Here is a 13,471-nt window from a genome sequence, read left to right as displayed (position 1 = left end):
TATTATAACGTATAAAATTTATTTTTAAAAGGAAAAATTAATAAATCGTGTGCCTATGAAATTCGGCGTTTTTTCCTAGGATCCGCATTACGAAACCCTTGATATAACAGCATTTTGGTCATTTCCATTTGCCTAAAATGACCTCAAAACTGTCGAACTCGGGTGATGGGTGCGCCATGCAATTGTTACGGCAGGCTCAAGAGGTCTTGGAAGAAAGGTGACCGAATTATTTTTGGAAAAGGGGTACAGCGTGACGGTCAGTTATCACAATAATCAAACAGGAGTTGAACAACTGCAGGAAAAATATGCTTCTATGCGCGACCGTTTGCTGTTTATACGATGTGATGTGACGAAAAAGGAAGATTTAATTCGGCTGATTGATCAAACTTATCAGTGCTTTGGCCGTATTGACTGTTTAGTTAATAATGCGGGTCCGTATATATTTGAGAGGAAAAAGCTTGCTGATTATTCTGATCAGGAATGGTATGAAATGATTGAAGGAAATTTAAGCTCGGTGTTTCATTTAGTGAAACGAACAATCCCGATTATGAGGAAACAAAAGTATGGCCGAATCATTACCTACGGCTTCCAAGGTGCCGGGGATGCTTCAGGCTGGCTTCACCGCTCGGCGTTCAGCGCGGCTAAGACCGGACTAGTCTCTTTGACAAAAACGATTGCTATTGAAGAGGCGGAAAACGGCATCACAGCAAATATGGTTTGTCCAGGAAACATTACGGCGGAAATGAAAGAGGCGACCATTGAAGAAGCTAGAAAGCATATTGACGTGAACACGCCGATTGGAAGATCAGGTACAGGGGAAGATATCGCAAGAATTATAACCTTTTTGTGCGATGAACAGTCAGATTTTATTACAGGCGCCATAATTGAAGCGACGGGAGCCGCTAATGTCATTCATCGATTTCATCAATAATGATAAAACGTTTTCAAAAGCATAAGTTTCCAGTAAAATGAAAGTAGATTCAAAAAGGAGGGGTTTTTTATGAAGGTTTCCTTTCACGGTCATTCCATCGTTCAAATTGAAACAAATGGGAAAAACATTATCATTGATCCGTTCATTAATGGGAACGGGCAAACCGATTTGAAGGTTGAAGATGTGAAAGCAGATGTCATCTTGTTGACACACGGCCATAATGATCATGTAGGGGATACGGTTGAGATTGCAAAAAGAAATGATTCGTTAGTCGTGGCGATTGCAGAGCTGGCTACATACTTGAGCTGGAAAGGGATTAAAACCCATGGAATGAGCATCGGGGGAGCATACGAGTTTGAGTTTGGAAAAGTAAAGCTGACTCAGGCTTTCCATGGCTCCAGCTATACGGAAGATAACCAAAACATTGTGTATACTGGCATGCCAGCAGGAATTTTGTTGACAGCTGAGGACAAAACGATTTATCATGCAGGCGATACAGCATTGTTTTCTGATATGAAATTAATTGGAGAACGCAATGAAATTGATTTAGCCTTTTTGCCGATTGGCGATAATTATACAATGGGGCCGGAGGATGCTCTTACAGCAGCAGAATGGATTCGAGCTAAAAAAGTCGTGCCGATTCATTACAACACGTTCCCAGTGATCCAGCAAAACCCTGAAGATTTTGTTTCCAAGCTTCCAGACGGTGTCGGTCTCCTATTGAAACCAGGAGAAACAATCGAACTGTGAGATTTTTGATGGACGGCTTTTAGCCGTTCATTTTACGTATTATGAGTTCCAAGCATTTGTTTGCTAAACAGTAAATTTTAGGAAAAAATAAGTAAATGTTTGAAGAATTCGCCAATCTTGTAACTTAAAAGGAGGGAAGAAATTGGCGACAAAGCATGAACAAATTTTGAACTATATTGAGTCTCTGCCCGTCGGAGATAAAATTTCAGTCAGACAAATTGCCAAAGTTATGAATGTCAGTGAAGGAACTGCCTATCGTGCGATTAAAGATGCGGAAAATAAAGGCTTTGTCAGCACAATCGAAAGGGTCGGCACCATTCGAATTGAAAAAAAGAAAAAAGACAATATTGAAAAGCTGACATTTGCGGAGGTTGTCAATATTGTCGACGGACAAGTGTTAGGCGGAAGGGCCGGCCTTCATAAAACATTAAATAAATTCGTTATCGGCGCCATGAAATTGGAAGCGATGATGAGATATACAGGTGCTGGAAACTTGCTCATTGTCGGCAACAGGACAAAAGCTCAGCAGTCGGCTTTGGAAGCAGGAGCCGCCGTTTTAATAACCGGGGGATTTGACACAGATGATTATGTAAAAAAACTGGCGGATGAGCTCGAGCTCCCGATAATATCCACTAGCTACGATACTTTTACAGTGGCTACGATGATAAACAGAGCGATATATGACCAGCTGATCAAAAAGGAAATCGTGTTAGTGGAAGACATTTTGACCCCGTTAGAAAAAACTGTCACGTTAACCCCGAATGATCCGATTGAACGCTGGTTTGAATACAACCGGCAAACTGGACACGGACGATTCCCGGTCATTGATCAAGGTTTGAAGGTTGTTGGAATTGTCACGGCAAAGGATATTATGACGTCAGATCGAAAAACATCCATTGAAAAAGTGATGACAAAAAGTCCGATAACCGTTACAGGAAAAACATCTGTCGCTTCAGCTGCGCAAATAATGGTTTGGGAAGGAATTGAAGTATTGCCTGTTGTGGACGGAAACGGCCGCCTATCAGGTATGATTTCCAGACAGGACGTTTTAAAGGCTCTCCATTCAATTGAACGGCAGCCGCACACAGGTGAAAAAATTGATGACATCATCACGAGGCAGATGATCAATCTTTCTGATGAAGCAAAAGAATCAAACATTTTTAAATGTGAAGTAACACCGCAAATGACAAACCAGTTCGGTACCATTTCATACGGTGCCTTCACAACTCTAGTTACAGAAGCGGCCAATTATCATTTGAGACAAAAAAAGAAAGGCGAGCTTGTCGTTGAGAATATGACGATTTATTTTTTGAAACCTGTTCAAATGGAAAGCATGATTGAAATTCATCCGAAAATATTAGACGTGGGTCGAAAATTCGGGAAAATTGATGTGGAAGTATTCCACGAAAACACTTTAGTCGGCAAAGCTATGTTAATGGTGCAAATCATGGATCGTAATTAAAAAAAGACTGTCTGAAAAATAAGGACAGTCTCTCCCATATAATTTTCTTAGCGGGCATTTTCGCTTTCTTTGATTGCCAAAGGCAAATAATATTTGTAAGCTTTATATCCTGCCCAAATGCTCAGACAACCTGTTATAATAAAAACAACACCGACGATGAGCGCAACAGTGGATCGGTTTAAAAACATTTGGTTTAATCCGAAAAAGAAGACAAACAATCCTAGAGAAATGCTAGATTTAGATGAAATCCAGCTTCTTTCCATCGGACGTTTCGTGCGAAAATATTTGATTTTGTAAAAAACATAAAAAGATAAAGAAATGACCGTTAGGATAGCTAAAACAGGCATGATGTCAACCTCCATCTAAGTATCGATTATCATTTTACCATTAGTAAATGATGAAATAAAACATTTATGATGATAAAGGAGAGCTGAAATGAAACAACAGATTTTAAATGAAATAAAAGCATTCGATACGATTATTATACATAGACATGTCCGGCCGGATCCTGATGCATACGGTTCTCAGTGCGGGCTTGCGGAATTGTTAAAAGAATCGTTTCCTGAAAAAAACATATATGTAGTCGGCAACGATGAGCCTTCTTTAACGTTTTTGTACAAAATGGATGAAATTCAAGATGACGTCTATCAAGAAGCGCTCGTCATCGTATGTGACACAGCAAACCAAGAACGAATTTGCGATCAAAGATATGATAAAGGGAAAAAATTGATCAAAATCGATCATCATCCAAATGAAGATCCTTATGGAGATATAGTCTGGGTAGACACATCTGCCAGCTCTGTCAGCGAAATGATTTATGAATTTTATCTATTTGGCAAAGATCAAGGCTTAACGTTATCGAAAAAAGCAGCCAGTCTCATTTATGCCGGAATTGTTGGGGATACAGGAAGATTTTTGTTTTCAAATACGACGAAAAAAACGTTCCAATATGCAAGCGAGATTATAGACTATGGGTTTTCATTTACGCAAATATACGACGAAATGTATAAAACGAAACTTAATGTGGCGAAGCTGAACGGTTACGTCCTGCAAAATTTCGTTTTGACTGATTCAGGGGCCGCTTATATAAAGCTTCCTAAAGAACTATTGGACGAATACCGCGTCACTCCTTCCGAAGCTTCACAGCTCGTCGGTGCTTTAGGAAATATTGAAGGGATCAAGGCGTGGGTGCTGTTTGTCGAGGAAAACAACGAAATTCGGGTCAGATTCCGCTCGAAGGGAATCGTGATCAATGAGCTTGCAAAACGCTTTAAAGGCGGAGGCCATCCGCTTGCGGCCGGAGCTACGATCGACAGCTGGGAAACTGCGGATCAAATCATTCAAGAGCTGGTCGCTTTATGTAAAACATCTTAAGGAGGGCGCTTTTTCCCTCCTCATAATAGGAGAAAAGTTGGCATTATTATTTGCTCAATTTCAATTCTACTTCAACAATAATGGTCGGTGTAATGACAAGCTCCACGACAGTAGCGTTGTATTCTTTGTCATCTATTTTATATTTTCTATTTTCAATCGTTTTGGCAATTAAATGCCTTGTTTTCACAACACTGTCAATATCTTTTGCAATTAAATCAGCTAAATCGTTTTTGATCGTATTTTCAATCGAATATTTCATTAATTCATCCAGCTTATATTTTTCCGCATTTTTAATTTCGATTTTGACATCCTGTACAGTCAATAATTCTAAGTTTCTCTTATTTAGCTCTTTGTAATCCCTCTGCCAAATTTGAATGTCGTTTTTTAATTGTTCGATCGTTTCTTGCTGTGTTGAAATGATTTTTACTTGTTTTTCTTGGTAATAGCCAAAGGAATATAGAAAAAACCCCCAGCTAATAAGAGCTCCTACGGCAACTCCGGCAAAAAAACGCTGCCATGAAGGCTTTTTATAATAAGGCGGGATTCTCATTGCGAAACATGCTCCTGTGTGAACCAAGAGATTAAGAGCCAGCCTGTTTGAGAACCGCCCATGGCGGAAATGATTAACAAAATCTGTTTCACAATGTCCTTTGTCGCTCCTTCAAAAATCCCTCGTTCAAAGCTGTAAAACGCATCAAACGTCCCTCCAATAGCTGCAACAAGAGCCCAAATTTTCAATTTGTTTGCCATTCTGAAAATGGAGGTGAGAGGAGCATCGCCTGTAATATATGCGCCAATACCGCCGATTAACGAGCCGCCGAAAATGACTCCTAACGCAATAAAATACACTTTAATAAAGGTTGCAATAAAAGTATCTGTTTCCATTGAGCTTCCACCATCCTTTCTTCCGTTCATTGGGGAAATATGATTATAATAAACTTGCTAAATAGCCGGTTTCAGCAAGCAGTGAAAAGGCTTGGTTTATTCTCTTTCTTTATATGTATATGGATGGGAAGATGAAAGTATGAAGTTTGTCTTTCATTGAAAACAATGACTATAATTGTTTTAAGAAATCATTGAAAAAAGGTGGGGTCTTCATTGCCTTTTGTTCACCTACAAGTGAAGAGCGCCTATAGTTTGCTGGCTAGTGCTGCTGGATTGGACAAGCTTGTCCGCTATGCGAAAAAAACTGGTCAAACAGCTCTAGCCTTGACAGACCATCATGTCATGTATGGAGCGATCTCTTTTTATAAAATTTGTAAAGAACACGGGATTAAACCGATTTTCGGTTTAACTGCTACCGTTATCATAAAAAACGAACCGTATCCTTTTGTTTTGCTTGCTAAAAATAACAGCGGATACCGCAATTTGCTTAAATTAAGCAGTTTGCTGCAAACAAAGTTTCCGAAAGGACTTCCGCTTTCTTTTTTTAAACAATACAGCAGGGATCTTTTTGTGATCACACCTGGCAGACAAGGCTTGATTGAGCAGCTGCTTATAAACGGACAGATTGCAGAGGCAGGAAAAGCGGTGGAGTTTTTTCAAAGCATGCTCGATCCCAATTCTTTTTACATATCCGTACAAAATCACGGCTTGCCGGAAGAGCAGCAATTAAATGAAAAAATTGCGGAGCTGAGAGAAACGATCAAAGTTCCGATTGTCGCAACGAACGATGTTTTATATGTTGAAAGGGATGATGCATTTGCACACCGCTGTTTGCTGGCGATTAAAGACGGAACGACTGTAGAAGAACAAGACGCAGCGTTTGCTTCCGAATATTATTTAAAATCCCCGGCGGAAATGCTAAACAATTTCGCGAACTTTCCTGATTCCATTGAGAATACTGTTCGGATCGCCTCCGAATGCCATGTTGAAATAGAATTAGGCAAAACAAAATTGCCCAAATACCCCTTTTCTGGAGGATTGAGCAGCGATGATTTTCTTGAACAGCTGTGCTTTGAAGGATTAAGAAAAAAAGTAACATCCCCTTCGGACGAGTATGTCAAAAGGCTTTCGTATGAGCTGTCTGTTATAAAAAAAATGAATTTTAGCGATTATTTTTTAATCGTTTGGGATTTTATGAAATACGCGCATGAAAAAGGTATTGTAACCGGTCCAGGCCGCGGTTCAGCAGCCGGCTCTTTAGTGGCATATGTACTAGATATTACGAATGTAGATCCAATTCGCTATAATCTATTGTTTGAGCGTTTTTTAAATCCTGAACGTGTTTCTATGCCAGATATCGATATTGATTTTCCGGATACAAGACGGGATGAAATGATTGAATATGTTGCGCGAAAATATGGAAAAGGGCATGTGGCTCAAATCATCACTTTCGGTACTTTTGCGGCCAAAGCTGCTATTCGAGATGTGGCAAAAGCGCTTGGAGCTTCGAATAAAGAGGTGGATGTGCTCGCAAAGCACATACCTTCAAAGCTTGGAATTACTTTAAGAGAAGCATTTGAACAATCGGCAGCATTTCGAAACATCCTTCATTCAATGGAAAAAGGAAAGGAAATTTTTGAAACGGCTTTAAAGCTGGAAGGCTTGCCACGCCATGTATCGACGCATGCTGCGGGAGTGGTGCTAAGCGATCATCCGCTGACTGAAGTCATTCCAATTCAAAATGGTCATCACAATATATATTTAACACAATATTCAATGGATTTTTTAGAAGAAATCGGGCTGTTGAAAATCGATTTTTTAGGTCTGCGAAATTTAACGTTAATAGAAGATATCAAACGTTTAATTGAACGTTACGAGGGAACAAAGCTCTCTGTTCACTTTACAAATTATGATGATGAAAAAACGTTTTCCCTTTTATCGGAAGGAAATACGACAGGTGTGTTCCAATTTGAGTCAGAAGGAATGAGGAAAGTTTTACAAAAGCTAAAACCTACTAATTTGGAAGATTTGGTTGCGGTTAATGCTTTGTATCGTCCAGGACCGATGGAAAACATTCCTGTCTATATCGAACGGAAGCACGGCCGGATGCCGGTAGAATATTTGCATAAAGATTTGCAGCCTATTTTAGAAAAAACATACGGAGTCATTGTGTATCAAGAGCAAATAATGGAAATCGCAGCGAAAATGGCCGGTTTTTCGTTAGGGGAAGCAGACCTGTTGAGACGGGCCGTCGGCAAAAAAATTAAAACGATTTTGGATGAAAACAGAAATCGCTTTATTATAGGTTGTTTAAAAAAAGGATACGACGAAAAAACCGCGAATAAAGTATACGATCTCATTGTTAAATTTGCCAACTACGGTTTTAACCGCAGCCACGCTGTTGCCTACAGCATGATTGCCTATCAGCTTGCTTATTTAAAAGCCCACTATCCTTTATATTTTATGGCTGCGTTAATGTCGAGCATCGGAGGAAATCAAGAAAAATTAGCGCAATATGTTCGAGAAGCTTCAGAAATGGGAATTACAATCCTGCCGCCGTCCATTCATAAAAGCGGTTTTTCTTTTTTAGTGGAAAACGGATCTATCCGATTCGGACTTGCCTCGATTAAAAATGTTGGCATTGCCGCCATGAAAGAAATTGCAAAAGAAAGAAAAAAGAAGCCTTTTGAAGATTTGTTTGATTTTTGTATCAGGATGTCTTCAAAGGCAGTCAATCGCCGAACAATAGAAGCGCTCATTTTTTCTGGTGCGATGGATGATTTTGGGCAAGATCGGGCAACGTTGCTTGCTAGTATTGATGTTGCGCTCGAGCATGCAGAATTGTTCAAAATGGATGAAAAAGAGCAAATCGTTTTTCCGCTTGACGATCTTGCTGCGATTAAACCAAAGTATGTGGAAGTGGAACCGTTCACCATTGAAGAAAAATTAAAATTCGAAAAGGAAACATTAGGATTTTATTTATCAAGCCATCCGATTCAGCCTTACGATTCGGTTTTGAAGCAGCTGGGGGCAGTTCGATTAATGGATTTATCGCAATGGATTGAAAAAAAAGTTCATGTGGGCGCGTATGTGACGAACGTAAAGGCAATTCGCACAAAAAGCGGCCAGGCGATGGCTTTTCTCAATATAAGCGATCAAAGCGGGGATGTAGAAGCGGTCTTGTTTCCTAATGAATACGCAAAGTTCAGCGGAAAAATAAAGAAAGGGAATGTATATTTGTTGACCGGAAAACCGGAAATTAGAAATGAACATGTTCAATATATAATTCAAGACGTAAAAGACATCTCGGAATTTAAACGGCAGCGTGCTTTATTTTTAAAAATTGCAGATGAAGCATCAGAGAAACAAAAGCTTCTCGAAATAAAAAAAGTATTGCAGGATTATCCAGGCAGCATACCTGTATTTATTTACCATGAACGAAAAAAGAAAGCGGTCAAACTTCCCGAAACATTTGGTGTACAACCGTCTGAACAATGTTTGAATCGATTGCGGGCATTGCTCGGAGAAAGGAATGTCGCCTTGAGAGAATAAACATGTCTTTTTCTTTACAACGGATTGCATGTATAATATTTTAGAAATATCTAAAAAGTGGTCTTTCCATTTTGACGATTATCCATGTTGTTAAGGAGTGATAAAGGTTGTCATTAAGAGAAGAAGCATTACATATTCATAGTGTTCAGAAGGGAAAACTTGAAACAAAATCAAAAATTCCGGTACGAAATGCAAAAGATTTAAGTTTAGCATACTCTCCTGGAGTGGCTGAGCCGTGCAAGGCAATTTATGATGATAAAAGCAAAGTGTATGAGTATACGATGAAGGGGAATATGGTGGCGGTTGTCTCTGATGGAACAGCCGTTTTAGGGCTTGGAAACATCGGACCGGAGGCAGCTCTCCCTGTCATGGAAGGAAAAGCTGTTTTATTTAAAAGCTTTGCAGGTGTCGATGCGTTCCCGATTTGTATAGATACGACAGATGTGGAAAAAATTATTGAGACAGTAAAGCTTCTTGAGCCGACTTTTGGCGGCATAAACTTGGAAGATATTGCCGCACCAAATTGCTTCGAAATTGAAGAGCGTTTAAAAAAGGAAACGAACATTCCGATTTTCCATGACGATCAACACGGAACCGCCATTGTAACTGTCGCTGGTTTATTAAATGCGTTGAAGCTGGTCGGCAAAGAGATGTCAAATATTAAAGTTGTCGCAAACGGAGCAGGAGCGGCTGGAATAGCTATTATAAAATTATTATATCGCTATGGTGTTCGTGACATTATTTTGTGCGATTCAAAAGGAGCCATTTTCGATGGACGCCCTTACGGAATGAACAGCATAAAAGCTGAAGTGGCTAAATATACAAATCATGATCGCTTAGAGGGCTCTTTGGCCGATGTAATCGAAGGAGCGGATGTTTTTATCGGTGTGTCAGTCGCAGGAGCACTAACAAAAGAAATGGTAAAATTAATGGCGGATAATCCGATCATTTTCGCTATGGCCAATCCAGATCCGGAAATTATGCCTGACGATGCGAAAGAAGCTGGAGCAAAAGTCATTGGAACAGGACGTTCAGATTTCCCTAACCAGGTGAATAACGTTTTAGCATTTCCAGGGATTTTCCGTGGAGCATTGGATGTAAGAGCAACACATATAAATGAACAGATGAAAATGGCTGCTGCTGAAGCGATTGCTTCTCTTATTAAGGAAGATGAGCTTCGTCCTGATTATGTTATTCCGGCGCCGTTTGATCCGAGGGTTGCACCATGTGTTGCTGCAGCTGTTGCGAAAACGGCAATGGAAACAGGTGTTGCACGCATAAAAGTAGATCCGGAAGAAGTTGCGGAAAAAACAAGAAAGCTTGCTATTATTGGAAAATAAAAGCGGCTACAAATGGCGAAAGAATGAGAAACCTCTCTTCTCTGCTGTTGGGAGAAAGAAAAATATGATATATTTATAATATTTGAATACCTCTCAAAAGATATATAAAGAAGATCCGGAAGATTTAAGATTGATTGAAGGTGTCATCCCTTGCAATGAAGACATTATTCAGCCAAAAAGGGAGGTTCTATTTTGATAAAAAACATTTTTTCAAAAAAGAAAAAATATGCATCGATCCCTTCCGGACATGCAAAATATGATGTTCCTGAAGGTATTATGACAAAATGTCCAAAATGTAAAAAGATTATGTACTCAAAAGAAATTGAAAAAAATTTAAAAGTGTGCAACAACTGCGGCTACCATTTTCAAATGGGAGCGAGAGAAAGAATTGCCAGCCTTTTAGATCATGGCAGCTTTTTAGAATATGACAGCGATATGCGTTCTGAAAACCCTCTTAATTTTGAAGGGTATTTAGAAAAGCTAGAAAAAGACAAAGAGAAAACGAAGCTAAATGAAGCTGTCGTGACAGGCGAAGGAACAATCGGCGGATTTCCAGTAGTGATTGCCGTTATGGATGCGAGTTTTCGCATGGGGAGCATGGGTTCGGTAGTTGGAGAAAAAATTACAAGGGCAATTGAAAAAGCGAAGAAAAAAAACATCCCCTTTATTATTTTCACAGCTTCAGGCGGTGCTCGTATGCAAGAAGGCGTCCTCAGTTTAATGCAGATGGCGAAAACTAGCGCTGCTTTAAAATTATTCAGCGATGAAGGCGGACTCATTATTTCGGTTATGACCCATCCGACTACAGGGGGAGTATCGGCTAGCTTCGCTTCTTTAGGTGACTACAATTTTGCCGAGCCTGGTGCATTAATCGGTTTTGCAGGGCGCAGAATCATAGAACAAACGATCAGAGAAGAGCTTCCGGAAGATTTCCAAACTGCTGAATTTCTGCTGAAGCATGGGCAGCTTGATTCTGTATTGCACCGCCACCAACTGCGGGATACGTTAATCAACCTCTTGGATATACACCAAGCAAAGGGGGATGTAGATTGGTAGGAGAACTGGAATTTGAAAAGCCGATTATAGAATTAAAGAAAAAAATTCATGAATTAAAGGAATTTACAAAAACAGCGGATGTAGATTTGTCGGCTGAAATTGAAAAGCTGGAAACAAGACTAAAAAATTTAGAAAAGGAAATATATGATCACCTCTCCCCGTGGAATCGCGTCCAAATCGCACGCCATCCGAATCGCCCTACAACGCTTGATTATATTGAGCTGTTATTTGAAAATTTTTTCGAATGCCACGGAGACAGATATTTTGGTGATGACGAAGCGATTGTAGGAGGCGTTGCAAAATTTCATGGGATCCCTGTAACGGTAATCGGGCAGCAAAGAGGAAAAGATACGAAAGACAATATCCGAAGAAATTTTGGTATGCCGCATCCTGAAGGTTACCGTAAAGCATTGCGCCTTATGAAACAGGCGAACAAGTTTAACCGCCCTATTATTACATTTATCGATACAAAAGGAGCTTACCCAGGAAAAGCTGCAGAAGAGCGGGGACAAAGTGAAGCAATTGCCAGAAATTTGTTTGAAATGGCCGGTTTTTCTGTTCCAATTATATGTATTGTCATTGGAGAAGGGGGAAGCGGCGGCGCATTAGCATTAGGAGTAGGAAATCATATATATATGTTGGAAAATTCTACTTATTCAGTTATTTCTCCCGAAGGGGCTGCCGCCCTATTATGGAAGGATGCCGGCTTAGCTAAAAAAGCGGCAGAAACAATGAAGATCACTGCCCAAGATTTAAAAGAGCTTGGTGTCATTGATGATATCATTCCGGAAGTAAAAGGCGGGGCACATAGGGATGTCCAATTGCAAGCTAAACACATTGAACAGGCTTTAAAACGATCATTAAAAGAATTGACCAATATGAGCGGAGAAGAGCTGATCAGGCATCGGTACGAAAAATTTAAAAGTATTGGGGCCGTTATTGACGAACAAGTGACAAATACGCAGTAACGTGCGCTCCTTGATGGAGCCGCACGTTATTTTTTTATTTTTATCTTTCGCATCGCTTCTTTTTGTGTATAATAATAAAGAATTTAACTATTCTAAGCTTACTATGCTCAGCGATTATCAGATAATATGATCATTATTTTATGTAAGCTTTGTTTGAGCAGTCCAAGAGAGGTGAAATTATGAAAAAAATCGGCGTTTTAACGAGCGGCGGCGATTCTCCTGGTATGAACGCTGCAATTCGTGCCGTTGTCCGCAAAGGAATTTTTCATGGATTAGAAGTTTATGGAATTTATAATGGTTACTCAGGTCTTATTTCGGGAAAAATTCAAAAGCTTGAACTTGGTTCAGTAGGTGACATCATTCATCGCGGTGGAACGATGCTCTATACGGCACGGTGCGAAGAATTTAAAACAATCGAAGGACAAAAAAAAGGAATTGAACAATTGAAGAAATTCGGGATTGAAGGTCTTGTCGTTATTGGCGGAAACGGCTCCTACATGGGCGCAAAAAAGTTGACTGAACATGGATATCCATGCGTTGGGGTGCCGGGCACCATCGACAATGACATACCTGGAACTGACTATACGATCGGTTTTGATACAGCACTTAATACGGTGATACAAGCAATTGATAAAATTCGTGATACAGCTACCTCCCATGAGCGTACATACGTAATAGAAGTAATGGGGCGGGATGCCGGTGACATCGCTTTATGGTCCGGGCTTGCCGGAGGTGCGGAAACCATTTTAATTCCGGAAGCAGATTTCAAAATAGAGGAAATCATCGATCGATTAAAACGAGGCCATGAAAGAGGGAAAAAACATAGTATTATTATTGTCGCTGAAGGTGTGGGAAGCGGCGTCGAAATAGGCCAAAAGATCAAAGAGATGACAAACTTTGAAACGCGTGTTTCTGTATTAGGCCACATTCAACGCGGCGGATCGCCTACCGCATTTGATAGAGTATTGGCAAGCAGACTAGGCGCTTATGCGGTGGAACTGCTTCTTAATGGTAAAGGCGGACGATGTGTAGGCATCCAAAATAATCAGCTTGTGGATCATGACATTTTAGAAATTTTGGATCAGCCTCATACGGTTGATAAGTCAATGTACAAGCTTTCAAAAGAACTTTCTATATAAAGTATGAACATGGG

At 40.0% G+C, this 13,471-nt stretch carries 12 protein-coding genes; 9 read left to right on the top strand and 3 right to left on the bottom strand.

Going from position 1 to position 13,471, the window contains the following annotated elements; genetic code table 11:
* Positions 1–169 precede the first annotated feature (169 nt).
* From NSU19_RS14465 to NSU19_RS14455, 3 genes are all read left to right on the top strand, one after another.
* Positions 170–931: an SDR family oxidoreductase gene (locus tag NSU19_RS14465; RefSeq protein WP_063387386.1), complete on the top strand. Its 762-nt coding sequence runs from the start codon at positions 170–172 to the stop codon at positions 929–931.
* Between the two features lie 69 nt (positions 932–1,000).
* The gene (locus tag NSU19_RS14460) at positions 1,001–1,681 is read left to right on the top strand and encodes a metal-dependent hydrolase (protein ID WP_063387387.1); all 681 of its coding nucleotides are present in this window, start codon (positions 1,001–1,003) and stop codon (positions 1,679–1,681) included.
* 142 nt (positions 1,682–1,823) lie between these two features.
* Entirely contained in the window at positions 1,824–3,143 is a 1,320-nt protein-coding gene (locus NSU19_RS14455; RefSeq protein WP_066247825.1) for a CBS domain-containing protein, read from the top strand.
* A 47-nt stretch (positions 3,144–3,190) separates the two neighbouring features.
* On the opposite strand, the gene NSU19_RS14450 is transcribed toward NSU19_RS14455, so the two are convergent.
* Positions 3,191–3,490: a YtpI family protein gene (locus NSU19_RS14450; protein WP_063387389.1), complete on the bottom strand. Its 300-nt coding sequence runs from the start codon at positions 3,488–3,490 to the stop codon at positions 3,191–3,193.
* A gap of 88 nt (positions 3,491–3,578) precedes the next feature.
* On the opposite strand from NSU19_RS14450, the gene NSU19_RS14445 reads away from it, so the two are divergent.
* On the top strand, positions 3,579–4,517 hold the full coding sequence (locus NSU19_RS14445) for a bifunctional oligoribonuclease/PAP phosphatase NrnA (RefSeq protein ID WP_130156151.1): 939 nt from the start codon (positions 3,579–3,581) through the stop codon (positions 4,515–4,517).
* Between the two features lie 46 nt (positions 4,518–4,563).
* Here the strand turns inward: NSU19_RS14445 and ytrI are convergent, their stop codons facing one another.
* Positions 4,564–5,067 carry a sporulation membrane protein YtrI gene (ytrI, locus tag NSU19_RS14440; RefSeq protein WP_066247820.1) on the bottom strand — a complete coding sequence of 168 codons (504 nt, stop codon included), beginning with the start codon at positions 5,065–5,067 and terminating at the stop codon, positions 4,564–4,566.
* On the bottom strand, positions 5,064–5,402 hold the full coding sequence (locus NSU19_RS14435) for a YtrH family sporulation protein (protein ID WP_063387392.1): 339 nt from the start codon (positions 5,400–5,402) through the stop codon (positions 5,064–5,066). The genes ytrI and NSU19_RS14435 overlap by 4 nt, the downstream gene beginning before the upstream one ends.
* A gap of 213 nt (positions 5,403–5,615) precedes the next feature.
* On the opposite strand from NSU19_RS14435, the gene dnaE reads away from it, so the two are divergent.
* From dnaE to pfkA, 5 genes are all read left to right on the top strand, one after another.
* Entirely contained in the window at positions 5,616–8,954 is a 3,339-nt protein-coding gene (gene dnaE / locus NSU19_RS14430; protein ID WP_339197035.1) for a DNA polymerase III subunit alpha, read from the top strand.
* A 107-nt stretch (positions 8,955–9,061) separates the two neighbouring features.
* Complete coding sequence (locus tag NSU19_RS14425; protein ID WP_066247817.1) at positions 9,062–10,294, top strand: malic enzyme-like NAD(P)-binding protein; 1,233 nt, start codon at positions 9,062–9,064, stop codon at positions 10,292–10,294.
* A gap of 192 nt (positions 10,295–10,486) precedes the next feature.
* Positions 10,487–11,350, top strand: coding sequence for an acetyl-CoA carboxylase, carboxyltransferase subunit beta (accD, locus tag NSU19_RS14420; RefSeq protein ID WP_066247816.1), 864 nt, complete (start codon positions 10,487–10,489; stop codon positions 11,348–11,350).
* Positions 11,344–12,318, top strand: coding sequence for an acetyl-CoA carboxylase carboxyl transferase subunit alpha (gene accA / locus NSU19_RS14415; protein ID WP_063387396.1), 975 nt, complete (start codon positions 11,344–11,346; stop codon positions 12,316–12,318). The genes accD and accA overlap by 7 nt, the downstream gene beginning before the upstream one ends.
* A 179-nt stretch (positions 12,319–12,497) precedes the next feature.
* Positions 12,498–13,457, top strand: a complete 960-nt coding sequence (gene pfkA, locus NSU19_RS14410) for a 6-phosphofructokinase (protein WP_063387397.1) — start codon at positions 12,498–12,500, stop codon at positions 13,455–13,457.
* Positions 13,458–13,471 lie beyond the last annotated feature (14 nt).

This window comes from Aeribacillus sp. FSL k6-2211 (assembly GCF_037966125.1).
Lineage (GTDB): Bacteria > Bacillota > Bacilli > Bacillales > Aeribacillaceae > Aeribacillus > Aeribacillus composti.
This window is presented reverse-complemented; position numbering and strand designations above follow the sequence as displayed.